Source organism: Sulfitobacter sediminilitoris (assembly GCF_010667575.1).
GTDB lineage: Bacteria > Pseudomonadota > Alphaproteobacteria > Rhodobacterales > Rhodobacteraceae > Sulfitobacter > Sulfitobacter sediminilitoris.
Genome location: NZ_JAABNT010000008.1, coordinates 52613 through 78229, shown reverse-complemented (window position 1 = coordinate 78229; position 25617 = coordinate 52613). Strand labels below are relative to the sequence as shown.

The 25617-nt window shown below is 57.3% G+C and carries 22 protein-coding genes; 2 read left to right on the top strand and 20 right to left on the bottom strand.

Features of this window, described 5'->3' with window-relative positions:
* Positions 1-16: 16 nt before the first annotated feature.
* From GV827_RS13715 to GV827_RS13670, 10 genes are all read right to left on the bottom strand, one after another.
* On the bottom strand, positions 17-1786 hold the full coding sequence (locus tag GV827_RS13715) for a hydantoinase B/oxoprolinase family protein (RefSeq protein ID WP_164354384.1): 1770 nt from the start codon (positions 1784-1786) through the stop codon (positions 17-19).
* An 11-nt stretch (positions 1787-1797) separates the two neighbouring features.
* Positions 1798-3891 carry a hydantoinase/oxoprolinase family protein gene (locus tag GV827_RS13710; RefSeq protein ID WP_164354383.1) on the bottom strand — a complete coding sequence of 698 codons (2094 nt, stop codon included), beginning with the start codon at positions 3889-3891 and terminating at the stop codon, positions 1798-1800.
* Between the two features lie 16 nt (positions 3892-3907).
* Positions 3908-5278, bottom strand: coding sequence for an amidase family protein (locus GV827_RS13705; protein ID WP_164354382.1), 1371 nt, complete (start codon positions 5276-5278; stop codon positions 3908-3910).
* Positions 5275-6381 carry an ABC transporter ATP-binding protein gene (locus tag GV827_RS13700; RefSeq protein ID WP_164354381.1) on the bottom strand — a complete coding sequence of 369 codons (1107 nt, stop codon included), beginning with the start codon at positions 6379-6381 and terminating at the stop codon, positions 5275-5277. Before GV827_RS13700 ends, GV827_RS13705 begins: the two co-directional genes overlap by 4 nt.
* A 158-nt stretch (positions 6382-6539) precedes the next feature.
* Positions 6540-7751 carry an ABC transporter substrate-binding protein gene (locus GV827_RS13695; protein WP_164354380.1) on the bottom strand — a complete coding sequence of 404 codons (1212 nt, stop codon included), beginning with the start codon at positions 7749-7751 and terminating at the stop codon, positions 6540-6542.
* Positions 7752-7796: 45 nt separating this feature from the next.
* A complete protein-coding gene (locus GV827_RS13690; RefSeq protein ID WP_164354379.1) occupies positions 7797-8549 on the bottom strand; it encodes an SDR family NAD(P)-dependent oxidoreductase in 753 nt (250 codons plus the stop codon).
* Positions 8546-9292, bottom strand: a complete 747-nt coding sequence (locus tag GV827_RS13685) for an SDR family NAD(P)-dependent oxidoreductase (RefSeq protein WP_164354378.1) — start codon at positions 9290-9292, stop codon at positions 8546-8548. Before GV827_RS13685 ends, GV827_RS13690 begins: the two co-directional genes overlap by 4 nt.
* Positions 9289-10143, bottom strand: coding sequence for an ABC transporter permease (locus GV827_RS13680; protein ID WP_164354377.1), 855 nt, complete (start codon positions 10141-10143; stop codon positions 9289-9291). The genes GV827_RS13685 and GV827_RS13680 overlap by 4 nt, the downstream gene beginning before the upstream one ends.
* Entirely contained in the window at positions 10140-11021 is an 882-nt protein-coding gene (locus GV827_RS13675) for an ABC transporter permease (RefSeq protein ID WP_164354376.1), read from the bottom strand. Before GV827_RS13675 ends, GV827_RS13680 begins: the two co-directional genes overlap by 4 nt.
* The gene (locus GV827_RS13670; protein WP_164354375.1) at positions 11021-12109 is read right to left on the bottom strand and encodes an ABC transporter ATP-binding protein; all 1089 of its coding nucleotides are present in this window, start codon (positions 12107-12109) and stop codon (positions 11021-11023) included. Before GV827_RS13670 ends, GV827_RS13675 begins: the two co-directional genes overlap by 1 nt.
* 213 nt (positions 12110-12322) lie before the next feature.
* Between GV827_RS13670 and GV827_RS13665 the strand changes: the two genes are divergently transcribed.
* Positions 12323-13333: a GntR family transcriptional regulator gene (locus GV827_RS13665; RefSeq protein ID WP_164354374.1), complete on the top strand. Its 1011-nt coding sequence runs from the start codon at positions 12323-12325 to the stop codon at positions 13331-13333.
* Between the two features lie 11 nt (positions 13334-13344).
* Here GV827_RS13665 and GV827_RS13660 read toward each other — a convergent pair whose 3' ends face one another.
* Genes GV827_RS13660 through pxpA form a run of 6 tightly spaced genes read right to left on the bottom strand, consistent with a single transcriptional unit; the run spans position 13345 to position 18838 of the window.
* Positions 13345-14541 carry an ABC transporter substrate-binding protein gene (locus GV827_RS13660; protein ID WP_328823153.1) on the bottom strand — a complete coding sequence of 399 codons (1197 nt, stop codon included), beginning with the start codon at positions 14539-14541 and terminating at the stop codon, positions 13345-13347.
* Positions 14538-15509: a 5-oxoprolinase subunit C family protein gene (locus GV827_RS13655; RefSeq protein WP_164354373.1), complete on the bottom strand. Its 972-nt coding sequence runs from the start codon at positions 15507-15509 to the stop codon at positions 14538-14540. Before GV827_RS13655 ends, GV827_RS13660 begins: the two co-directional genes overlap by 4 nt.
* Complete coding sequence (locus tag GV827_RS13650) at positions 15499-16374, bottom strand: 5-oxoprolinase subunit B family protein (protein ID WP_164354372.1); 876 nt, start codon at positions 16372-16374, stop codon at positions 15499-15501. Before GV827_RS13650 ends, GV827_RS13655 begins: the two co-directional genes overlap by 11 nt.
* Before the next feature lie 50 nt (positions 16375-16424).
* Positions 16425-17789 (bottom strand): acetyl-CoA carboxylase biotin carboxylase subunit, encoded by a 1365-nt coding sequence (locus tag GV827_RS13645; protein WP_386332761.1) that lies wholly within the window; start codon positions 17787-17789, stop codon positions 16425-16427.
* A gap of 4 nt (positions 17790-17793) precedes the next feature.
* Complete coding sequence (locus GV827_RS13640) at positions 17794-18030, bottom strand: acetyl-CoA carboxylase (RefSeq protein ID WP_164354371.1); 237 nt, start codon at positions 18028-18030, stop codon at positions 17794-17796.
* Between the two features lie 34 nt (positions 18031-18064).
* The gene (pxpA, locus tag GV827_RS13635; RefSeq protein WP_164354370.1) at positions 18065-18838 is read right to left on the bottom strand and encodes a 5-oxoprolinase subunit PxpA; all 774 of its coding nucleotides are present in this window, start codon (positions 18836-18838) and stop codon (positions 18065-18067) included.
* 124 nt (positions 18839-18962) lie between these two features.
* Between pxpA and GV827_RS13630 the strand changes: the two genes are divergently transcribed.
* The gene (locus tag GV827_RS13630) at positions 18963-19889 is read left to right on the top strand and encodes a LysR family transcriptional regulator (RefSeq protein ID WP_164354369.1); all 927 of its coding nucleotides are present in this window, start codon (positions 18963-18965) and stop codon (positions 19887-19889) included.
* Positions 19890-19939: 50 nt separating this feature from the next.
* Here GV827_RS13630 and GV827_RS13625 read toward each other — a convergent pair whose 3' ends face one another.
* The 4 genes from GV827_RS13625 to GV827_RS13610 form a co-directional block, all read right to left on the bottom strand.
* Positions 19940-21901: a hydantoinase B/oxoprolinase family protein gene (locus GV827_RS13625; protein ID WP_164354368.1), complete on the bottom strand. Its 1962-nt coding sequence runs from the start codon at positions 21899-21901 to the stop codon at positions 19940-19942.
* Positions 21902-21904: 3 nt separating this feature from the next.
* The gene (locus tag GV827_RS13620) at positions 21905-23932 is read right to left on the bottom strand and encodes a hydantoinase/oxoprolinase family protein (RefSeq protein ID WP_164354367.1); all 2028 of its coding nucleotides are present in this window, start codon (positions 23930-23932) and stop codon (positions 21905-21907) included.
* A 102-nt stretch (positions 23933-24034) separates the two neighbouring features.
* Entirely contained in the window at positions 24035-24997 is a 963-nt protein-coding gene (locus GV827_RS13615; protein WP_164354366.1) for an AraC-like ligand-binding domain-containing protein, read from the bottom strand.
* A gap of 131 nt (positions 24998-25128) precedes the next feature.
* Positions 25129-25446 carry a cupin domain-containing protein gene (locus GV827_RS13610; protein WP_164354365.1) on the bottom strand — a complete coding sequence of 106 codons (318 nt, stop codon included), beginning with the start codon at positions 25444-25446 and terminating at the stop codon, positions 25129-25131.
* Positions 25447-25617: the final 171 nt, after the last annotated feature.

Genomic DNA, 25617 nt, shown 5'->3' with positions numbered 1-25617 from the left:
CGCATTGCTTTGTTTATCAGGCCCGCATTTCGCCACGCAGTGCCTCTGTTGCGGCAGGATCAAGCGCCCAGCCATAGCCATCATCCACTTCGGTCAGCACGACGCCGTAATCGTTGCGCGCGTGGTCGGGGTTGATGAAACCGTCAAGGACGTCGTCGAGAACCTTCTCAGGATCGCGCTCAAGCGGGTCGCCATAACCGCCACCGCAGGGCGAAAAGTAGCTGACAACATCGCCGATTTCTGTGCGGAGCCCTGAGAATTTTGAGTATTCCTGCCGGGTTTCACCGGAGTGGATGTTGTGGATTTCCATTTTTCCAACAGCACCCTCCTTGCCCCCGAAAACACCCCACGGTGCATCAAGGTGGCGGTCGCTTTCATGGGTCATGAAGCCCGGCGTCAGATACCGCTGTGATTTGACCACGCCGGATCCACCACGAAACTTACCCGCGCCGGGTGGTACATCGTCGCGCACCTCATAGCGGTCACATATCAGCGGCAGGTGCATGCCCAGATCCTCAAGCGGATTGTTGCGGGTGTTGCGCATCAGCTCTTCCACCGTGTCTGGGCCGTCCGACATCGGGCGTCCTCCCATCGCGGCTTCGTTCACCTCAAGGAAAACCCAGTATTCCCCATTGGGCCTGACACCGGAGTACGCCGCAAAGGAGAGTGTGGCGGCGTTCCCTGCGGTCGCCTTTTCCGGGATCACGGGGGCAAGCGCCTTGATCACCAGATCGGCCATGCGTTGAATCTGGCAGAACCGGGCCTCGGCAGCGGCGGGGGCTATCGGGTTGAAAATACTGCCTTTTGGTGCGATGACGCTGATCGGGCGGAACGACCCTTCGTTGGCCGGAATGTCATCTGTTGACGTATAGGTATCCAGAAGCATCGCCCGAAACACAAAGAACGCAGCGACCATGGTTGAGCCGTCGAATGGCACATTGAAGGCCGTCGGCACCTGCGGCGAAGACCCTGTGAGGTCGATCTCAACGCTATCACCCTTGATGCGCACGCAAACCTTGATGGGAAGCGTCACATCGCGGTTGCGACCGTCATCATCCAAGAAACCCTCAGCAAAATATTCGCCATCGGGAATCTTTTCGATCTCGGCACGCATCCGGCGTTCTGTGTAGTCCATCAGCTGCTTGGTGGCCTGAATCACCGTGTCCTTGCCGTATTTTGCAATCAGCTCTTCAAACCGCCGCACCCCCAGTTCGGCCGAGGCAATCTGAGCTTCGAGATCGCCCATCACAAGGCCCGGCACACGGGTGTTGTCGCGGATGTATTTCCACAGATCTTCGTTGCGGACGCCCTCGTTATAAAGTTTTACGCCGTCCAGCAGCATGCCTTCGGCCCAGACGTCTGGTACGTCAATGATCAGACCCGGCGTTGCCGCACCGATATCTACGTGGTGGGCGGTATTGGCCGAAAATCCGACCAGCTCATCGTTTACGAAGACAGGCATGACGATGGCGATGTCGGGCGAATGTGACGCCCCTTTATAGGGGTGGTTATGGATCACGCAGTCGCCGGGCTTCCAGTCTTCCAATTTGACGGTCTGTTCGATGCCGCGCAGGTACCCGGGCAAGGATCCGATATGCATCGGCGTTGAATCTGACTCGCACAGGGTGTTGAATTCCGTGTCGAAAAGCCCTGCGCCAAGGTCCTGACTTTCGCGGATGATGGATGAATAGCTCATCCGGTAAAGCACGTTGCCCATCTGTTCGGCGATCGAATGAAGCGCCCCACCGACAACCTGAAGTGTGATTGGATCAAGTTCTTTTGTCATGTCTGCCTCCCTTAAGTGCGCGTAATGCGGATGTCGCCGTGGCCCAAAACGGTCGCCACGTAGCCCGGCGGCACGATGGTGGTGGAATTGTGTTGTGTTATAATCGCCGGTCCGTTTACGCGGTCTTCGGCCAATAGCTTTTCACGGTCATACCGTGGTGTCGGGGTTGGATGCCCGTCGTCAAACACCGTGTCATTTGTGTACAGCAGCGCTGCATGCGGGTCCTCACGGCCCCCATGATCAAGGTTCGAAAGACGCAACTGGTCTACTTCAGCCCCCGCAATCACACGCAGGGTCACACCTTCTGTGATCTGATCCCGGAAGGCATGGCCATAGGCCTCTTTATGTACATCAAAGAAGCTGTCGATTACCTTGTGCTTGTTCTCTTCGGTCAAGGCTGCGTGCGGCATTTCTGCCCTGAGTTCAAAGCCTTGCCCCAGATAGCGGCATTCCATCACCTTGGTATAGGTGCGTGCGTCGGCGGGAATGCCGTCTGCATCCAGCTGGGCGTCTGCCTCTGCGACCAGTTCATCCGCGATTGCATTTATCCGCGCAAGGGCGTCGTCGTCCGCATCATCAAGAGTTTGCAAGACCGACCGGGTGTATTCGTATTTCAGATCAGTCACCAAAAGACCCATGGCCGCCGTGATCCCCGGTTGCAGCGGGGAAATCACGGCCTCTGCCTGTATCATCTCGCCCAGTGCCACTGCATGCAGCGGACCGGCGCCACCAAAACCCATGAGTGAAAACGTACGTGGGTCGATCCCCTTGGCGACTGAGTTTGCGTTGATCGCAAGCGCCATGTTGTTGTTGATGATTTTCAGAATGCCCAGTGCCGCTTCGGTCACGGACATACCAAGCGGGTCAGCGATATGTACCTTGATTGCCTTTTCAGCAAGCCCGCGGTCAATGGACAGATCACCGCCAAGGAACCGTTCGGGGTCAAGCCGCCCCAGCGCAACCTGCGCATCGGTCACAGTTGGCTCTGTACCGCCCTGGCCATAACATGCCGGTCCCGGCACCGCCCCGGCAGAGCGCGGCCCTACACGGAACGCACCGCCTTCGTCTATATAGGCAATAGATCCGCCACCGGCACCAATTGCATCGATGTCGATCATCGGGGCCAGCACAGGAAGACCCGCGACCTCGGTATCGCGCGGGTTCTTGATGCGCAATTCACCGTTCTGAATGACCGAAATATCAGCCGAGGTGCCGCCGATATCAATCGTAATCACGTTGCCTGTGTCGCAGTGACCACCTGTCCAGCGCCCGCCGATCACACCGCCCGCAGGGCCAGACAGCAAAAGGCCAATGGGATGCGTCGCAGACTGAGCGACGGTAGAAATACCCCCGTTCGATTGCATGATACGAACCGGGCACTGAACACCGTTGTCCCTTAGACGGGTTTCAAGACTGTTGAGATAACGTGCCGTCTTGGGCCCGATGTAGGCGTTCATCGCGGTGGATGAAAACCGCTCGTATTCGCGGATCACGTTGACCACTTCCGAGGATGCACAGATGAAGGCATCCGGCATCACCTCGCGCAAGATCTCAACTGCGCGCTTTTCATGCGTGTCGTTGAGAAAAGAAAAGAGAAAGCCAACAATCACCGCATCGACGCCGCGCTTTTTCAAAAGCTCTGCGGCCTCGCGCACCTCGCCCTCATCCATTGGCACATCAACCTCCCCTGTAGGCGGCATCAGACGTTCCGAGATGGGAAGGCGGTTGCGTCGTTTGACCAATGGCTTTGACTGCCATGGAACATCGAACTGAAGCGAGAAGTTGTGCGGACGCTTGTGCCGCGCCATGTGCAGAATATCCCGGAAACCGCGTGTGGTCAGCATGCCGACCTCTGCGCCATTGCGCTCGATTACCATATTCGTGGCAACTGTTGTTCCGTGGAACAGCACATCGATTTCACCGGGTGCGACGCCTGCCTGCTTGCAGACCTGCAAGACTCCGGCGACCACGCCTTCTGACTGATCGTGAGGTGTTGATGGGACTTTTGTCACCACCACCTGCTGGTCGTCCTCCCCTGCGACGCGCGTGCGTTCCAGCACGATGTCGGTAAATGTACCGCCCACGTCTACGCCAACTCGTATCATCGCCAGTTCCTTTCGTTTAAGTGTTCTGTTCGTTTCGAATTGCCGCCTCGGCGGCGCGTCCGGCGCTAAGCAGGGCAATGTCACCACCGCTGCTGGCCGAAATGAGAAAACTTGTCGGCATGCCGCTTTCATCGCGACCGTTCGGGATCGCCAACCCCGGCAGGTCGTAGAAACTGCCGATTGAGGTGTTTCTGTTCGCGCGCAGGTTCAGCCTTTTGAAGGCCTCGTCGTCACCTTCAAAGTCAGCGAGCGCGGGGGCCGTACTGGGTGTGGTCGGCATGGCAAGAAATGCGCCATCAAGAGCCTCACGGATTTCTGCCTGTCCTTGTGCGCGCTGGCGTTGCAATGCGACAAGATCCTGCGCAGACATACCCCGTCCGATCTCGATGCGGGCGCGGACCCGCTGGTCGATCTGGTCTGCAGCTGGGCTGTCCATCACGACCCGATGTTCAAAAAAGGCGTCCGCAGCGACGATTGACCCAATATCCCCGAACATCTCGGCGGCCCGGTCAAGTGCTGGCAAAGATGTCCGGCGGATGCGTACACCTAAGGCTGCCAGACTTTCGAGACTGGATTCAAAGTTGGCGGCGACAGCAGGATCCAGATCAGACATCACAAAACCATCGGCGACGATGATTGTGAGTTGATCAAGCTCAGCCGCCGCAGGTGCGACGCCCGGCGCACCCCGAAGGGCGTTGTAGACCAAGGCGCAGTCTTCAACCGAATGGCCCAAAGGGCCAAGCGTATCTTGGGTCCGTGACAGCGCAAAGCAATCCGTGATGGGCACCTGGCCCTCTGAGGTCTTGAAACCCACAACACCGCAATAGGATGCCGGGATGCGCACCGATCCGGCTGTGTCAGACCCAAGTGTCGCCGGTGCCAATCCCGCAGCCACTGCAACACCTGACGCCGACGACGAACCACCGGGCGCGTGAGGGGTTTTGCTGTTTGGATTGAAGGGCGTGCCGAAGTGCGGGTTCTGTCCAAGTGCCGAGTACGCAAATTCAGCAAGGTTGAGCTTGCCCAGCGTGACCATCCCGGCGCGTGTGGCATTGCTGACGACGGCGGCGTCGGCCTGTGCTGGCGCGGCCTGCCGGTAAAGCGCCGAGGCGGCTGTTGTACGCTCACCCGCGAGGTCCACAAGATCCTTCCAAGCGAAGGGCACGCCATCAACGGGCGAAAGCGCCCGCCCCGCCGCCAGACGCACGTCTGCTGCTGAGGCCTCTGCAAGCGCACGCGCTTTCGTAACAGTGATAAAGACAGGACTGTCTTGTACGGCGATGCGTTCAAGATAAGTTTCAGTGAGTGCCACAGATCCGCCGCCCTGAGCCGCGAGCGTGCGGCCAATTTCAGCGACGGGCTGATCTGCAAGCGCTGCGGGTGTCATGCGCCCAGCACCACTGTTGACCGTTCAGCTTTCCAGCGCATGTCCATGACAGTGCCCGGTTCAACGCCTTTGTCCGCGATCATTTCGCGGTGGGTTTCCAGCCGTACTTCAAGCGCATCATCGACGTGCAGGTTGACATAGACCACCTGCCCCACCTGATCGACGCTTTGCACGGTTCCCGAAACCAGATTGGTTTCAGCGTCACCTTTATCGCTGCCATGCGGCATCAGTTCGACGTATTCGGAAGGGGTCACCACCATCGCTTCGGCATCCACGCTCGCCTGACTTGTGTCAAAGCCCGGCACCCCAACCAAAAGGCCTGCGTTGGTCTGGACCTGTGCACGCCCGTCACTGACCTGCGCCAATTGGCCCGAGATGATCTTGTTGCGGCCAATGAAGCGCGCGACAAATCCAGACTGCGGTCTGGTGTAAAGCTCAAACGGATCTGAAATCTGCTCAACCCGGCCAGCATTCATCACCACCACGCGGTCACCCATTGCCAGCGCTTCTGACTGTGCGTGGGTCACAAATACAAAAGTGATGCCCAGATCACGCTGTAGTATCTTCAGCTCTTCCTGAATGGACTTGCGCAAGTTTGCATCAAGTGCGCCCAAAGGCTCATCAAGAAGCAGGATTTCGGGTTTCGTCACCAGACCACGCGCCAGCGCAACCCGTTGCTTCTGTCCGCCTGACAGTGCAGCCTCCCGCGCGCTTGCAACATCCCCAAGCTCAAGCGTATCGATGATGGCGTCCACCCGCGACTTGATCTCGCTCGCGGGCAGTCCGCGCACCTCAAGCCCGAAAGCGAGGTTCTGGTAGACAGTCATATGAGGAAAGATGGCGTAGTTCTGAAAGATCGTTGCCGTAGGGCGCTGTTCGGCAGGAATATTGGTGAAGTTTCGTCCGCGGATCAAAAGATCGCCGGACGTAATGCTTTCAAGGCCTGCAATCATGCGCAAAGTTGTTGTCTTGCCGCATCCTGAAGGGCCGACAAAAGAGATGAACTCGCCCTTCTCTACACGCAGATCAAACCCTTCAACGGCCAGTGTGCCGCCGGGGTAGATTTTTTGTATTTTGGCTAGCTCTAGGTCGAATTGGGACATGACGAATTTCCGTTTAAGAGCACAGCATCGGTGTGCGACCGAGGCGGGATACGCTGGACGTGCTGGATTGCAGATGGTTCTTCCGGAAAACGAAGGGTGCATTCCGGTTTTGTCAGTGGCGGGTGAAGGGACCCTGAGACCCCCTCACCCTGAGATGATCACGCGGAAAGGAACTCGTCCCACTTCATGATCAGATGGTCGTACTCGTCTGGCCACTGGTGCCAGTACTTGACCTTGGAGGCACGCTCTTCGAGGCTGCCGCCATCACGAAGATCGCCTTCCTTGATCCCGCGATCAGGCGCGCCCACCCATGGCTTGCCTTCGTACCAGAAGCCGTATTTATCCGGATCCATCACATCCTTGATGTTGGTCGTTGGCGAATAGTAGCCTTGCTCGGATACGGTAATCGCGGGCGGGCCAGACAGCCAGTAATCGCAATATGCCTTTACGGCGTCCGCGTTCGGCGAATTGGCAATCAGAGAGTTGCCGATCGACCATGCGCGGTAGCCTTCCTTTGGCACCGCGTAGGAACATTCGATACCTTGTGCCTTGACCGCCATCACCGCAGGCTGCCATGCGTCAGCGAGGATCATTTCGCCCGATGCCAGCAGGTTCACGAGTTCGCCAAAGTCGCCCCAGAGGGCACGGAACTGTCCTGCTTTCTTCTTGGCAACAAGGAACTTTGCGGCCTCATCGATTTCTTCGATCGTCGGATTGCCGGGGTTTTCGTTTTCCAGCATGCCCAGTTCAGTCATCGCCAGAACCGCCTGACCAAATGCGATCAGCGGATCAACATTCAAACCGGTCTTGCCCTTGAACTTCTCGTCAAACAGCGCGGTCCATGTGTTGGCCTCTTCGGCGCTCACAAGATCAGGCCGGTAGCCGATGCTGTCAAAGTTAAAGACAGTCGGAACCATCCAAAGCTGCGTCTTTGCGTCGTCCGCCCAGATCTGACCTGAGATTTGCGCTTTCGGCTCCATGCGCGGGTCGGTTTCGGTGAAGATCGACCGAATGTTGCCCCAGTTCGACAGATCCGCCGTTGGGATTGGCGCGATGGTGTTGGTGATGGTCATCGCGGGCAAACGTTCGCCGATGGTTTCCCACACATCGTAAGCGGTTGAGCCAGAAAGCAGTTCTGTTTGGGTGTTGGGGAAGATATCAGCCTTGCCCGAGACGGACCCGACGCCCGATGCCGCCTTGAAGTCGTTCAAAATGCGCTCCTGAACGGTCACGGACAGGCCGACGGTACGCAGTTCCTGATTGGCTAAATGGCCTTCGGCCAGTGCCGTGCTGCCCAATAAAGCGCTGGAGCCTGCCAAGGCCCCCGCACCTGCCATAAATTCGCGGCGGTTTGGATGAAAGTCTTTCATTTTTAGTCTCCCAGTTGTTTTCTTTGGTTGCTGTTTTGGACGCGGTTAATAGCGCCCGACGAGTAATCCCCCATCTACGGTCACGACTTGCCCGGTCATATAGCGGGCAGCGTCTGAGACAAGGAAATTGATCACGTCAGCGATGTCTTCGGGTTCGCCAACTCGTCCAGCGGGGATAAATTCCGCTGCTTTCTCAAGCCCTTCAGGGCCAAGACTGTGTTCTGTAGAAAGGGCCTGCGCAGTGCGGATATAGCCCGGCGCCACACCGTTTACGCGAATGCCGTTCCGGGCCAGTTCAACGCCAAGCCCGCGCACCAGTCCGACAACGCCGGATTTTGCGGCTGAATAGTGCACATGTTCATCCCAGCCGTACGCCACGCCCATAATCGAAGAAAGACACACGATCGCGCCGCCGCCCGCTTTCTTCATTTCTGCTGCGGCCGGGCGGATGACACGCAGCATCCCTTTGAGATCTATCTCAAAGGTATGATCCCATTTTTCATCTGTCAGCTCGGCCAGCGGCACCTTGTGCGCAATCCCCGCATTACAGATCAATGCGTCCAGCGCGCCATATTGCGTTTGAACTGCGCCGACGACAGCCTCCGCTGCTTCGGTCGATGTCACATCCAGTTCGTGGAACTCTGCCGTGCCGCCAGCTGCGGTGATCTCATCGGTCACTGCGTTGCCCTCGGACGCCAACACATCAGTAACGATAACGCGCCAGCCCTGCGCACCGAACATTTTGGCCGTGGCGCGGCCAATGCCGATACCGGCCCCTGTGATCAGAACAGTCTTCATAGCATGACATCCCCCGAATTAGGCCCAAGCGTCTGCCCCACATAGATTTTCGCATCATCTGAGGCGAGAAACGCCACTGTCGCGGCGACGTCTTCGGGCGTGCCAAAGTGGCCCAGCGGCAACTCGGCTTCTTTTGCGCGCCGCCAATCCTCGGACAGTGACATCACCAGTTCGGTGCTGATCGGCCCAGGGGCAACGGCATTGACCCTTACCCCATCGGCTGACACTTCCCGCGCCAGCGATTTGGTCAGACCAATGATGCCAGCCTTGGCAGCGGAATAGTGCGACAGCTCGACGCCGCCTATCTGTCCAAGCTGCGAGGCAATGTTCACTATGGAACCGGAGCCCGCCGCCAGCATCGGACCAATTGTACGCCGACAGCACAGAAAACAGCCGCGCAGATGCACGGCGATCATACGGTCAAAGTCTTCGATCTTCATGTCTGCCAGACGCGACTGCAGCACGATCCCGGCATTATTGACCGCAAGAGTGGCAGGTCCCCACGTGGTTTCGCAGGTTGCATAGGCCATATCGACAGCATCAGGATCAGAGACATCTCCGGCCACGGCCAATGCCTGCCCGCCTTTTGCTGCGATCGCGGCGACCGTCTCCTCGGCACTGGACAGGGAAAGATCGTTCACAACAACCTTAGCACCTTCTGCCGCAAGTCGCAGCGCAATCGCCCGGCCAATTCCAGCCCCGCCCCCGGTAACAACCGCCTGATGATGAGACAGCCGTTTCATTCGATGTCCTCCTGGATCCCTGAGGCCTTGGCCTGCGAGCGCCGGATAGAGGCCGTCATCAGAACGCCGTAAATCGTCAGCAAGGTGAAAGAGAACAGCGTTGTCAGGACCCCGAAAGCAAAGAGGTTTGGGTGAATCTCGACCGAAAATGTCCCATAGATCGCAATCGGCATGGTCACGTCCGGCCCGCCTGTAAACAAAGTGCGTGGAAATTCGTCATAGGACAGCGTGAATGCGAACAGCATCGCAGACAGCACGCCCGGAAATATGATCGGGAAAGTCACCTTCCGGAACGTCCGCATCGGGGTCACCCCTAACGCCCACGCGGCTTCTTCTACCCGCTGATCAAAGCGGTTGAAAATTGCCAGCATCACCAGAAAGGCGAAAGGGAATGTATACACCACGTGCAGTACAAAGGCTGTGCCCCACCACGTCCGCTGAACGCCCAGCTGGTTCGCGACCAGAGACATTCCAAGACCCAAAAGAACGCCCGGCACCATCATGCCCAGAACGACAAGGTAAAATACAAAACCCGATCCTTTGAACTGGGTGCGGAATGCCTGTGCCGTCAGTGTGCCCAGCACGGTAGCGACAACCATCGTCGCAAAGGCCAAAGTCAGCGACCGTGTCAGCGCCTCGCCAATCGGCAGAGGGGCAACCCGTGTCGGCGGCGCCAGGCCAAGCACATGCTTGTACCAGAACGTCGACCATTCGATGATCGGGAACTGCGGGCCGCCTTCGGGGCCTTGCTGAAAGCTAATGATCCCCATGACCAGAAACGGCCCATAAAGGAAGGCGATGAAAATCGCGATATAGACGGCAAGAAGTATGCGCAGAGCTGGCTGGTTCATAGCTCTTTCCTCAGATCAACAACACGCAACAGAAGGGTGATTACGACCGCCATTACCGCTGTCAGCACCACACCAATCACCGCAGCAAAGGCCCACTTGAGCGATCCCACCTGCGTGACGATGATGTTGCCCAACAGGTTGACCTTGCGGCCGGACAGGGCCGAGGCGGTGGCAAATTCGCCCAGCACCATGACAGAGACAAAAATGGCCCCAACGACCACACCGGGCAGCGACAAGGGAAAGATGATCTTGCGGAATATTGTCCAGCTGGATGCGCCCAGATCGCGCGCCGCCTCAATCAGGCTCTGATCAATCCGGGCCAGCATGAATGCAATCGGTCCGACCATGAACACCACATAGATTTGGACCATGCCGATCACGACCGACAGTTCGGTAAAGAGAAGAACCTCAATCGGTGCATCGATCAGACCGAATTTCTGCAAGACGATATTGATCGCACCCTCCTTGCCCAGCATGGGACGCCACGCCAGAACGCGGATCAGGAACGAAGTCCAGAACGGGATGACACAGGCAACCAGCAAGACGGTCTGAGTTGTCTTGTTACGAACGAACTGGCCGATAAACAGCGCTGCGGGATAGCCGATGATGAAAGTCAGGAACAAGACGATCAGCCACAGACGGATGGTGCGGATCAAAGCGCCAAAATAGGTCTCAGAGGCAAAGAAGGTCTTCCAGCTTTTGAGGGTCAGATCGGAACTGATCGAAAATGTGGTTTGGGTCCAGAAGCTGACATAGATCATCATGCAAAGCGGCACGACGAGAAACAGCATCATCCAGATCACGCCAGGCGCGAGAAGTGCAAACTTCTTGTTGCGCTTTAAAAGGGCTGATTTCTGGGTGGTTTCCTGCATGCTCATTACGCCGCCCCCCGCATATTGCTACTGACGATCAATTCGCCATCTGAATCAAACGCCAAAGCGTCCGTGGCCGCCCAGCTGATCCCAAGCTCTTGCCCCCCCTTATAAACCTGCGGATCAGCGCGGCTGAGGTGGCGTTCCACTTCAAAGACGCCATCCGGCCCCCGCAAAAAGTACGTCACCCCGCCACCGGTAAATTCGCTGGTGATAAAGGTCGCGCGGATCAATGCAGTTGGATCGTCAGGCGGAACAAGCGTCGCCGCGTCAAAGCGGATGGCATAATGCATTGCACCTTCCGAATTGGGCGGAAGCGGCAGCATTGAGCCGGCATGATCAAAACGCCCCTCATGCACGCGGCCCTGCAAGATATTATAGGCATTCAGAACCTGCGCCACGCGCACGGTCTGCGGCCTGTCAAACACCTGCTCTGGCGGTGCGATCATGACCGCAGCGCCACCATCAAGCACGATCATCCTGTCGCCCATGCCCAAGGCCTCATGTTCATTGCCTGTAACATGCATGAAGGTTACGCCCAGCGTGTCGCGGATGCGGCGCAACTCCAGGGTCATGCGTTCCCGCAAATTTGCGTCCAGCGCACCCAGCGGTTCATCCAGCAGGCATACACGCGGTTCAGTCACCAAAGTACGTGCCAGCGAAACGCGTTGCTTCTGGCCGCCAGATATCTGACCCACGCCGCGGTTCTCAAAGCCCGACAGCCCCACCAGATCAAGCATCGCGTCGACCCGCTTTGTTATCTCAGCCTCTTCTGTGACCGGGTTTTCTTCGCGCCAGCGCAAACCAAAGGCAACATTTTCGAACACGGTCATATGTGGGAACAACGCATAGTTCTGCTGCACAATACCCAGTCCGCGCCGGTGTGGTGGCAGACTGGCTATGTCTTCGCCGTTCAGACGGATGGACCCGCTGTCTGGTTGCTCAAGCCCGGCGATCAATCGAAGCAATGTTGACTTTCCAGACCCTGATGGTCCCAGAAGCGTCAAATATTCGTCATCTTCTATGGTCAAAGACACACCGCGCAGCGCACAAGTCTCGCCGTAAAACTTTGTGAGGCCCTCAAGCTCCATCATTCCTGTTCAGCCCCCAGAGTATTCACGTAACCACCATGAAAAAGATTGCACTTTGTGCACAAAAGTCAAACATAGATTTCAATTCCAACCCTAAAGTGCATATAATTTCCAAAAACGACCGATCTTTGGGCATATTCGCGAGAAATTAAATGCTTTACGAGTACATAGTACATTTTTCACCATCGTGCCCCCAGCGGATGCCAGGAGAATCAAGTGGCTGAAGATCGTGCCGACGACATCCGGCCTATGATTCGTCAGGCCCCTCGCTATGAAGCGATCGAGCAACAGTTAGCTGTGGCCATTCAAACCCGGCTGCTCAAGCCCGGCGTGGTGGTCACAGAAGATCCGGTAGCGCGCCTCTTCGGCACGAGCCGCACTCCGGTACGAAAAGCCTTTAATCAGCTTGAGCAGAACGGGCTGCTGGAACGTTTCGAGGGGCGCGGCTTTGTTGTCACGGGCGCCGATGCGCCACTGCGTGTCTCGGTCACGCGCGAAATGCTGGGTTTGTCGCAACTCTCGGCCACTCAGCCCCCTCCGATGACCGCCGACCGTATCGCGCGCGATTTTGAAGCATCTGTCGTTCAGGCGCTTCCGTTTGGCCAATACCGTGTTCATGAACAGGCCGCGGCCGATTATTTCGGCGTCAGTCGGACCGTCATCCGTGAATTGCTGTCCCGGTTTCAGGATCGCGGGCTGGTGCGCAAGGATTTGCGATCGCATTGGGTTGTAGGACCGCTTACGGCGCGGGACGTTGAGCATTACTTTGCAATCCGGGGCAGACTTGAGCCCCTGGCGTTGATTGACAGTGCACCGTTGCTGCGCCCTGATGACATTACCGCCACGCTTGAACGCGCACATGCCAGCATGGCCGAAGGTGACAGTCTTCCGCCTGAACAAATCGAACTCCTGGAAAACGATCTGCATGTGACGCTTCTGGCCAAGACACCAAACACACATCTGCTTCGGATCATCCACCAAAGCCAGATTGCACTGGCCGTGAACAAGGTCTTTGCTGAAACCGTGGGTACGCGCCCCTTCGGTGCCGCGTTGACAGAACACTGCATCGTGCTTGAATTCCTGTTGCGCGGATCTTGGAAGGCAGCAGGTAATGCGCTGGAAGAACATCTGCACATCTCTGCCGCGCGCACGCGCAAGCGGCTGATGTCGTTTTCGGTCTTTCCCCAGCCTGATCTGCCGGAGTACCTGCGAGCGATATCCACGTGAAGCCACAACGCTCATGATGCCAACGCATGCGCCCAACGGCGCATCAGATAATTGTGTTCGGTCATGACCGTGTCCCAGACGACAACACGGCCCATGCGGTCATGATAGCTGCCGCCCTCGCGCGCCTCTCCGGCGGCATAAACCTCGTTTCCTTGGGCATCGCTGATCGGCGCGCGCGCGGGCTGCCCGCCGTACCAGAAATTCCATTCATCAGGGCTGAGCTGTGTGCGAACCGCCGAATGATTGGCCAGATAGGCGCCGTTGCGGGTCAGAATGGCGCCCGGCCCCCCGTCCAGCCACCAATTGAGGTATTCATACGCCGCGTCACATTCACGGCCAGACAAATGAACGGACAAGGCCAGTCCGCCAAACCACCCCCTGCATCCCTCTTGCGGTGAAACCATCCGCACCGGGACACCCATCGCCCTGAGCCGGATCGCGCCAGACCACCAAAGAGAGCCGATCATCGGTTCTCCCTGTTGCATGGCGCTGACTGCTTCGGATTCGTCAGTCCAGATGCTGTGGAATTGGCCGCTTGCCCGGTACTGCGCCAGATGGTCGACAAGCACGTCGACCTCTTCCAACGACAGATCAGCCATATTAGCGGGGCGCATCTGACCCTTCGCCTGCAGGGCCATGAGGATATCGAGCGCGCCAATCGCCGGATCAGACTGCAAAATGACACGGCCCGCCCTTTCCGGATCAAGCAGCGCCCCCCAACTGGTCGCCGTATCATCGCCCAGCACCGCAAATCCGTCTGCATTATGGACGGTAGGCACCATGCTGACGTGACGTGTCGGCGTATTGCCTAGCCCGCCATCAAGCTGGACATAAAGCAGTTGCGAGGGGTCTCCCCCTGCTGCGCGCCGCGCGTCCGGGCCAAGCCGCCCGGTTTTGGGCAGCTCGTTGATGTCCTCCCAACGGTGCAGGCGCGCGATCTCTATTGGCTGCAGCGATCCGGTGGGCCAGACAAGGTCAAGATCGTGAAACCACTGATCATAGACATCAAAACTGCGCGGCTGTAGCGCACCACGTCGCTGGGCTGCCGCGCCATCAAGCGTTACAAAATCAAGCGCGATGCCCAGATCCGCTTCGGCGGCGGACTTGACGGCCTCTACCTGTGTTACCGAGGTCCCAAGCAGCCGTAAGGGTGCCAGTTCCTTGTGCACCGGCGGTGCCGCCAAGGTGGAGGCCGCCGCAGAGGTCACCGTAATGCGGCCCGCATGGCATCGATCTGGGCAGCACGTTCGTGCCGCGCGTCCAGTGCTGTGTCCATGTCGACCTTGACGAACTTCACCGGCACATGCGGCTGTAGCTGTCCGATCAGGTCCATATCTGCCGATATCACCGTTCCGATCATAAAGTACCCGCCGCCTGAAACCGCATCGCGATGCAGAACGATCGGTTCTGTCCCACCGGGCACCTGAACAGAGCCATAGGGATAACAGCCATCGACAATGTTTGACGGATCCGATCCCGCGCCAAAGGGCTGTTCACGTTCGACAAATTCAAGTGGACGGCCATTGCGGAAGCGGTAGCCCATCCGGTCAGCTTCAGGTGCAACTGTCCAATCGTCTTCAAAAAAATGTTCTTGCGCGGCCTCCGTGATGCGATGCCAGTATAACCCCGGCAAAACCCGCAGTTCCGCAGGTGATCCGGGACCACGGCGCAACTCCGGCGGCACAGTCGCTCCGGTCTTGGACGTGCCTGCCTGACCCAATGGCAAAACGTCTTCAGCCGCAATCGCGCGACCATTAACACCACCCAGTGCCCCAATCGCATAAGTCGACCGCGATCCCAAAGCAGGCGGCGTGTCGATGCCCCCGGAAATTGCGATATAGGCACGTGCGCCGGACTTGAGAAAACCAAAGCTCAGCACCTGTCCCGCCTTGATCTCAAAAGCTGTCCAGCCCTGCTGTTCTTCGTCATCGACGAATATGGGCATCTCGGCGCCAGTGACGGCAACCACTGCATCAGCTTCAAAGGCAAGCTCTGGCCCCATGAACACAGCCTCAAGTGCTGCCGCATCTTCGTCGTTGCCCACCAGCATATTGCCCGCACGCAGCGCCAGGCGATCCATAGCGCCGCCCATTGGGATACCCAAATGGAAATATCCGGGCCGCCCAAGGTCTTGCACAGTTGTCAACAATCCGGGTTTTATTACCTTAACCGACATTGAGCGCCTCCTTCAGCTTGGCATTCGTGCCCTCGATATCCTTGTTGAACGCATCCAGATCGAATTCGACCTCTGCAATCTTTGGCTCGTAGGTTCCTGCCTCAACTTCTTTCAGAATGCGGTCATATTCCGTGCGGTCGATGGGGTTCCACTTGACGATGTCACCCGGCTTAAAGAACACCATGAAGTCCTTGAGATAGCTGGTCTTTTGCTCAGGATCGAAGATTGGCATCGGTGTGATGCCGAACATCTGGTAGCCGCCTGCGCCACGGACCGAATAGATGCAGGAAAAACAGCCACCATAGCCCACTGTCAATTTTGGCGTGTCGGTGCGAGGACGCAGATACTTTGGGACCTGCAGCTGCCGCTCGCGTTCAACAAGTTGATAGAGAAACGGAAGGCCCGACACGAAGCCGACCATAGACACGAACCATGGATTGGCGTGATGCGCTTCGATGAATTGATCGACCGTGTCGAACCCATTGATACGCGCCGCATATTCAAGGTCCGTCCCATCGGGGTCCTGATGGCGTTCGCGAAAACGCATCAATGTCTCATGCGTCCAGGGATCATTGTAGTACACCGGGACTTCGATGATCCGCGTCGTCATTCGCTTTTCAGCAGCCTCTGCTGTGCTTTCGAGCTTTTTCAGTTCTGCCAGCATATCGTTCGGATGGATCTGGTCCGGGTCGAACTTGATCTGGAACGACGCGTTCGCGGGACAGATTTCTGTTACGCCCTCAATGTTGCTGTCACGGACTGCATTGGTCATCGAAAGGCTCTTGAAGAAAGCGTCCAGCGACATTTCTTCATCAACCTCGACAAATATATGTTCGTCACCGCCAAAGGAATACCGTGTTTTCATATGTTGCGCCTCCTTGCCGAACGGTCGAGCCCGGCGATATGCTGCCGCGCTCAGGCGGCGTCGATTGCATGGCTTTCCAGCCACGTCTCAAGATAGGATGTTGTGGCCTTATCAGCCCGGATGTCCGCGTCGCGCACCAACGCGCGAAACAGCGGCAAAGTGGTCTTCAGCCCCTCGATACGGATCTCGTCAAGGGCGGTCGCAAGAGCGTTCATCGCTGCTTCACGGTTTGCCCCGTGCACGATCAGTTTACCCAGAAGTGAATCGTAGAACGGCGGAATCGCATAGCCTTCATACAACATCGTATCAAATCGGGCGTTGGCGGGCATCGCCATCGCACCAACAAGGCCGGGAAATGGCATGAAGTTGTTTGAAGGGTCTTCCGCGTTGACGCGCACTTCGATGGAATGACCACTCATTGATACGTCGTCTTGAGCCAGACGCAGAGGTTCCCCAAAGGCAATGCGGATCATCTCCTGTACCAGATCGACACCCGTGATCATCTCTGTAACGGGGTGTTCGACCTGAATTCGGGTATTCATCTCCATAAAGTAGAATTCATCGCGTTCCGGTTCATAGAGGAATTCCAGCGTCCCTGCCCCGCGGTAATTTACTGCTTCGGCCATGCGTACGGATGCATCGCACACCCGCGTGCGGGCGGCATCGCTCAGGCAGGCAGCTGGTGCTTCTTCCCAGACCTTTTGCCGGCGACGTTGCAGAGAGCATTCGCGTTCAAAAAGGTGCACGGCGCGACTGCCGTCCCCCAAAACCTGCACCTCGATGTGGCGCGCATCGCGGACCATGCGTTCGATATAAAGCCCGCCATCGCCAAAAGCTGCGGCTGCCTCGCTTTGTGCCTGCGGGATCAGGCGGCGCAAATCGTCATCGCTCTCGGCCACGCGGATACCACGGCCGCCGCCGCCTGCCGCCGCCTTGATCATCAGCGGATACCCGATTGCGGCCGCAACTTTCAGGCCCTCGTCTACGCCTTCGATCCGCCCATCGCTGCCAGGCGATGTCGGCACTTCGGCGGCAATTGCCGCTTCGCGTGCCGCAACCTTGTCACCCATCCGCGAAATCGTATCTGCAGTTGGTCCGACAAAGATCATGCCAGCCGCTTCCACTGCTGCCGCAAAGGACGCATTTTCTGCAAGGAACCCGTAGCCGGGATGTACAGCATCCGCACCCGCCTCTTTTGCGACGGCAACCACGCGTGCAACATCAAGATACGACTTGTTCGCAGCTGGCGGGCCCAGTTCAACAGCACGATCGGCCATCCGGACGGCCAGCATATCGGCGTCTGCCTCGGAGTGACCCTGAATGACACTCAGGCCCAACGCCTTGGCCGCGCGGTTGATGCGGACCGCTATTTCGCCCCGATTGGCGATAAATAGCGATTTGCCGGTCAGGTCCATGCGATCAGTCCATTTCCACCAGTACGGCGCCCGCCATCACAGGCGCTTCGTTTTCGGCCTGAAAACGTGCGTTGTCACCGGCTGTTTCGGCTTTCACCTCGTGGAAGGTCTTCATAACCTCAACCAGCCCGATAGTATCGCCAACGGCGATGCTTGCGCCGTCTTCTATGAAGTTTGGCTCTTCAGGTGCCGGTTTGCGATAGAAGGTGCCCGGAAGCGGAGATTGGATTTGTTTTGCCAAGGGTCAGGTCCTTTCGACAGTGATGGATCGGAATTCAGGAAGTATGGCTTGGTGCGGCGATGGTCACACCATTCGCCGTAAGTTGCGCACGTACGGCGGTGCCGATGGCCAGCGCGCCGGGCGTATCAGAGTGAAAACAGATGGATTCGAACGGTATCTCAATGTCATCACCATCAACGGTTTTGACCTTGCCCTCGACGCAGGCGCGCACGCATTTTTCCGCCACCTCTTCGGGGTCGAGTTTGCGCATCTTGCGCGCAAATACGATGGAACCGGAATTGTCGTAGTCGCGATCGGCATAGAATTCACGGATCACAGGCTGGCCCACCTCACGAGCAATACGATACGTCTCGGACACGGACATACAGTAAAGAAACAAGTCAGGTCCGGTGGCCTGCAGTGTATCGACCAACTGGCGTGACATGTCGGAACTCACCGCAAAATCCATGTAAAGTGCGCCATGAGGTTTCACATGTTGCAGCGCAATGCCGTGGCGACGGCCAAATTCGCGAAGCGCACCGGTTTGGTAGACCACATCGTTCACCAGCTCTTCGGGCTTTGCCTTGATCGTGCGTCGCCCAAACCCCTGCAGATCGTAATATCCGGGATGCGCACCCAGCCCCACACCGTGTTCAGCGGCCAGTCCGACAACCGCGTCCATCTGGTTTGGATCACCTGCGTGAAAACCAGCGGCGACGTTCGCCGAGCTGATAAGCGGCATCAACGCTGAATCCGGCGCATCACCGTAGCTCCAGTGGCCAAAGCCTTCGCCCATATCACAGTTCAGATCGACAGTGGTTCGAAACATCTTCAAGGCCCCCAGACCAATGCTTTACCCAAGGGTAGCCACAAAACATGCTTGCGCAGAAGTTCTTTTTTCTGTGGTGTCACTATCAGTTTTTCTGATATTCCCGTTTCAAGGAGTACCGAGCATGTCTTACAACCTGCGGCATCTGAAATATTTCATTGCAACTGCCGAGCTTGGGCAAGTCAGTCGGGCCGCAATCGAGCTTTCGGTTTCGCAATCGGCCGTAACGGCTGCGATCCGTGAACTGGAGGCTGTTCTGGGCGTGCGTCTTTTTCAGCGGTCCTCCCTCGGCATGACGCTGACAGAGGCGGGACGAAGATTTCTTGCGTCCGGCTATGACGTCATTGCCAAGGTCGAGGATTCTCTTCAGACCAGCGAGGCCGTCGCGCTGAAGGGGACACTGGATCTGGCCGCGTCATATACGGTCATGGGGTACTTCCTTCCTGTGCACCTGGATCGGCTGGCCCGAACACTCCCGGACATAAAGCTGAATTTGCGTGAAATGTCTCGAACAGCGCTTGAGGACGCGTTGGTATCTGGCCAGATTGATATCGGTGTGGCGCTGACGTCGAATATTACCAATCCTGAGATTTCGACCGAAACCCTGATCCGCTCTCCCCGACGTCTCTGGCTTCCTTCGCGCCATCACCTTTTGTCACGCGAAAAGGTCACGCTGGAGGAGATATCGCGTGAGCCCTATGTGATGCTCACCGTAGACGAGGCTGCCCATACCTCGCAGCGGTATTGGGCGCGGTGCCGCATGGAGCCGCAGGTCATCATGCGCACGTCGTCGATTGAGGCCGTGCGGTCAATGGTGGCCAATGGTCAGGGTGTGTCAATCCTGTCCGACATGGTTTATCGCCCCTGGTCGCTGGAAGGACGGCGGCTTGAGACAACAGAGATCATTGATGATGTGCCTGCCATGGACGTGGGACTTGTCTGGCGGCGCGATGAAAGTTTTACACCTGAGATGACCGCCTTTCGAAGTTACTTCCGCAGTCTTTTCGGGACGCCCCAGATGGGCACCGCGCGCCCCGAAGAATTCGCGTAACCATTCGCCTGTCCCGCTTTGTGTTCGGGGCAGGCTCTTGTTCATAAGCATCAATTCCAATGCGCGACCGAGCGCCGCTCAAAGCTTTCGCGGAATTGCTCCGTTGATTTTGGCATCAGATCGCCCGTGCCCCAATCTAGGATGACGGCATACCGCCGCACTGCGTCCATTTCGTTGATCTGGCCATCCTTGAACATCTGCGCGACATTTTCGGGGTCCATCCGCGCCCATGCAACACGGTTTGCACGTATCTCTGCGCGTGCCTTTTCAGTCGCGTCATGGTCCACCTCATATTCCAGCATGTCGCGGTCAATCACGTTGATGACCACGCCATAGTCCGTCTTGGCCCGCTCAACCGAGACGTATTCGTCTATGACATCTTCCTTGACCTGATCTACGTCCCGCTCAAGCGGGTCGCCAAATCCACCACCGCCCGCAGTCGGACGGGTGAAGCGATCCCCGCTTTTGATTTTGTAGTTGGAAAAAACAGAGCCAAGCCATTTCTCTTCCCCCGTGTCGCAATGTTCGATCATCAGCCCGTGCGGCATGGAAGGCAAGCCGCCCTCGATGCCCCATACTACGGCCCTTTCGCGGTCACAGATATAAGAGATAACGGTATTCTCCGCCTCCAGCAGCGTTGATGCCTTGATAACACCGGCGCCGCCGCGCCATTTGCCCGGTCCGGGACTGTCTTGCTTGATCTGGAACTCATCCGCGCGGGTGGGATTGACCCGCTCGTTCCCTTCCGAGGGCTGTGACATCAGGCCTGTGCCAAAACAGGCGGTGGTTACGTCGCTTCCATCTTTGCCGTTGCGCCCACCCCAACCGCCGGGCAGCCATTCATAGAACATGTAGATGGGCTTGTCGGGCTTGCGCAGGTCATTGCCCCCTGCCAGCAGATATTCGAGGTTAAAGGCACAGGCGATGGCACGTTCCGGCATGATCTTGGACCACATCTCGAAAATGGCGTTCATGATCTTTTCGAACGGCATCAGAAATCCGGTTACCGCGATCGGCCACTCAGCGCTGACGACACTGCCTTTCGGCGCTTTGATATCAACCATCCGGTAGAAGCCGCTGTTGAGTGGGAGGTCCGGAAAGAACGTCTTCATCCCCGCAACGACGGCTGAGAATGTGGCGCCATGCGCGGAGTTATAGATTGACGAAATCGTCGGGTGACTCCCTTCGAAATCATAGGTGATCTGATCGCCCTTGATTGTCATCTTGATGTGAATGGGGATCATGCCTTCTCCGGCACCGGGATCACGGTCGATGTAGTCCACTGCCTCCCATGTGCCGTCAGGCAGTTCCAGGATGCGCTGGCGCACGGCACGTTCGACGTAATCCTGCACCTCGTTCATGCCCTGAAGAACCTGTCCCCGGCCATATTTTCCAACCAGTCTCTGCAGTTCGCGTTCAGAGACCTGCGTGGCCTGCGCCTGAGAATGAATGTCCCCGATGATGGATGCAGGATCACGGGTATTGGCCGCGATCATGTTGGCAACATCCGAGCAGAACTTGCCCTTGTGGAACAGCCGGATCGGCGTGATGCGCACGGCCTCTCCGAACATTTCATGGGCCGTCACGTTGAAGGATCCGGGCACAGAGCCGCCCAAATCGGACCAGTGCCCGTTTGACTGGGAAAAGCCGATGAGCGTTTCCTCATCAAAGATGGGTCGGATCAATCGCACGTCGCTGAAGTGGGTGCCACCGGCATAAGGGTCATTTATCGCATAGACGTCACCGGGATACATATCGCCTTCAAAGGCCCGGATCACGTCCTTGCAAGTGTAATGCAATGTGCCGACGTGGACCGCGATATCCGCGTTACCCTGGGCCACGCAATTGCCGTCGGCGTCATGCAGGGCGTTGGAAAAATCACGGTTGTAGATCACAAAGGAATAACATGTCCGCAGCATCTGCTCGGCCATCTGGTCGACCGACGTGATGAATGAATTTTTGAGAACCTCGAATGTGACCGGGTCCAGTTCCTGTGGTGTTGTAGTGTTCACGGCTCAATCCTTCACGCGGATAAGAATGTTCATAAATTGATCGACGGCAGCGGTCGCGTTCGGTGGGACCAGAACGGTTGAATCCACCTGTTCGACAATCGCCGGACCTGTGAATTCGGCCCCAGCCTTGAAAAGGGCGCGATCGTAGACATCAGACGTGTTTGCCTTGCCATTGAACCACACGTCGCGCTGGCCTGTGGGTTCGGGCCTGTGCACAACGACCTGGTGCGAGGGCAGTTCGGCCTTGGGCACAACACCGGTCGCCTTCACGCCAACCCGGAACACGCTGACCGGGGCGTCCTCACGGCGGAAATTGTATTCACGCTCATGCTGGTTGTGGAAACCTTCGATCAGGTCGCTTGTGCTGGTGATCTTGGCCGGGGCTGGCACCGCAAGCGAGCGCCACTGACCTTGATACATCATCTCGACCGTGCGCTGGAGCACGGTATTTTCCGGTGCCACACCCTCGTGTCGCAAGCGGGCAATGGCCTCTTCCTCGATCTTTCTGAACGCAGCCTCAAGGTCTTCGGGCTTGGTCGAGGCAGCATCTGCCATAAAGCTGTCCGAGAAATCGTGTTGAATGTCGACCAGCAGACAGCCCATGGCCGAAGTCACGCCGGGGTTTGGTGGCACAATGACAACCGGGATCGAAAGCTCCTTGGCCACCGCAGCCCCATGCAACGCCCCTGCCCCGCCAAAAGCAACCAGTGCAAAGTCACGCGGATCATATCCCCGAGCAATGGACAGCAGGCGCACCGCGTTGGCCATATTGGCATTGGCCACGTCGATGATGGCTTCGGCCGCAGCGCGCAGTTCCATCCCGAATGGTTCAGCCACCGTGTCCCGCACCGCCTTTTCGGCCAATGCTGCATCAAGCTGGATATCCCCCCCGGCAAGGCTGGTACCCAAACGTCCCAAGACCACATTTGCATCGCTGTTCGTGGCCACCTCGTTTCCGTTCGAGTAGCAGGCGGGTCCGGGGTTGGCACCCGCAGACTGTGGTCCGTTGCGCAGACTGCCGCCCTCGTCCTTCCATGCCAGCGATCCGCCGCCGGCTCCGATAGTCAGCACCTCAATGCTGGGAAACCGGATCGGGTAACCAAATTCAATGTACCAGTCTTTCGTAACGGTCGATTCGCCCTGATAGGCCAAGGAAACATCCGTGCTGGTGCCGCCCATGTCGAAGCCGATTGAATTCTCATAACCGCACAGGTTGCCGATGAAACGGCTGGCGATGGCACCAGCTGCAATGCCCGATCCTGCCAGACGCGCCGCGAAATCCTTGACGCTGGCAGGTGTCATGACACCACCGCCTGAATGAAGAAGCAGCAGATCGCGCGAATACCCCCCGTCCGACAGCTTGTCACTGAGGCGCGATACGTAATCAACCACCACCGGCGACACAGCGGCATTCACCATCGTTGTTGAAAATCGCTCATGCTCGAAGATTTCCGGCATGATCTGGCACGAAATGGAAATGTGCACATCCGGCATGACCTCTTGGAGGATCTCTTTCATGCGCCGTTCATTCTGGCCGTTGACGTAGGAATTGATGAAACAAACGGCAATCGCCTGAACGCCACGCTTTTTTAGGATTTCGGCAACCTTGCGCGCCTGATCCTCGTCCAGTTCCTGCAATACCTTGCCTGCCGCATCTATGCGTTCGGTCACCGTAAGCCGGTCACGGCGCGGGATATAGGGTTTGGCGACGTCCTTGTAGGTATCCCAGAGGTCTTCCTTGTTCGATCGGCGGATTTCGACAACATCGCGAAATCCCTCGGTGCAGACCATCGCGGTGCGCGGCAGCCTGCGTGTGATCAATGCGTTCGTCGCCACCGTGGTGCCGTGCGAAAACATCGTCACATCTGCCAGATCGATATCGGCCTCCGTGACCCCGGTCAAAATCGCCCGCATTGGATCATCAGGGGTCGAAGGGGTCTTTTCGATACGGATTTCACCTGTGTCTTCGTCCATGATGCACACATCGGTGAATGTGCCGCCTACATCGACGGCAACCCTTGTCTTGGTCATTTTTCCCTGTCCTTTTGTTATCCCCAAGTTGCAAAGCACAGCAAAGCCATGCCTCCGAAAAGGGAGGTTCTTCAGCGTGAGACGTCCTAGATTAGTTGGGGATCACCCCCCGGTTATGGCGTCGCTGCGGCTTTGTCGGCGGGTGTCAGTTGGCGTGCAGCCAAAGCGTTTGCGATAGTGTTTGCAGAATTGTGCATGATCGTAAAACCCCCACTTGTGGGCGATTTGGGCAACGGTCGACGTGTCGTTCGCAATCTTGAGCGCCTCATCACAGCGCGTCAGCCTTTTGTCGCGGATGTATCCCACGATTGAATGATCATTCTCGGCAAAAAGCTGTTGCAGATATCGCAGCGATATCCCGCAGGATTCCGCGACCAGCTGCGAATTCAGGTTCGGATTGGCCAGATTGTCCCGAATAAACTGTTCAGCGCGCTGCAGATGCGCAGCCCGGATGGTCGACGAGTGGCTGTCCAGAATACGGTCATCGCTGCGCATCGACAGACACAACAGCTCCAGCAGATGCTGGCCCGCCATATCGCGCCCAGCACTGTTGATCTCATCAATGCATTCGATGGTATTGCGTACCGCCCCCATGAAGTAGGCTCCGACACCCGTGGTGCCATCAAAGGTCAGCGAACCAAGCCGGTCAGTCGCACCCAGCCGCGACCGAACACTTGCTGTTGGAACCTTGAGCACCCAAAGCTTGTTGCGTTTGCCGTGCCAGAATTCATAAGGCATGTCGCCACGCTCAACCAGAAAACCACCCGGGCCGCATCTGGTGTCCCGCGACGCCTGTTTGAAATGAACGTCGCCTTTGTGAGGGATGGTAATCAACAGGCTGCTGTCTTTTTCATTCGCAAAGTGAGACCGCTTGCGATGATACAATACGCCATCGCATTCCATCTGCGAGAGCCCAAGGATACCAAGGGACCATGAACTCAGCGTTCCTTCAAATTCTGACACGTTGTGACATTCGGCAGACAACGGGAAATAGGTCTCAGACAGTGTCTGGGCCCAGATCCGGTTTTTGTCCGTGGCGCTGCAATTGGCGGTCGAGAATTCCATAGTCCTACCCTATCAGGATGGTCATCCGGTCCGGATTACCCCCTTGTCTTTGGAAAAGATGATCTGAGTACCTTTCGTTTTCTTGGCGAAATGCGCGCAAAACTTTGGATGGGGTACGGTCGGAAACAAGGTCATGCCGTTGAGGGTTCGAGGAGCTCGATCTCGACAAAAGCGTATTCGCGGTCGTTGCCGTTCATCACATCATGTTCGACGCCTTTCTGGCGGAAATAGGGGACTCCGGTCTTCAACTCTGATTGGGTGATGTTGCCCTCTGCATCTAAGATCTCAAGCACGCCGTCCGCCGTTGGAACCACGATGTAGTCATACTCATGGCGGTGCCAACCGGTATTGTCACCCTGTCCCGCGAACCGCCATTCGGTCACGCGCGTGCGATCATTGTCGATGAGTACGGTCGGTACTGCAGTGCCACTCGTTACGTCGTTGCACATTAACCAGCTCCCAATCAGGCGTTTTGAGAGGTCTTGGGCCCCTAATGGGGGAAGCTTAGCACCGAAATTGATGTTGGGCAAAGACCCCCGCATGACCATGACATGCGCGGCCGGCACACCGCCAGAGAACGTCAGAGAACGTCAGAGAACGTCAGATTGCGCGGCCGGTTT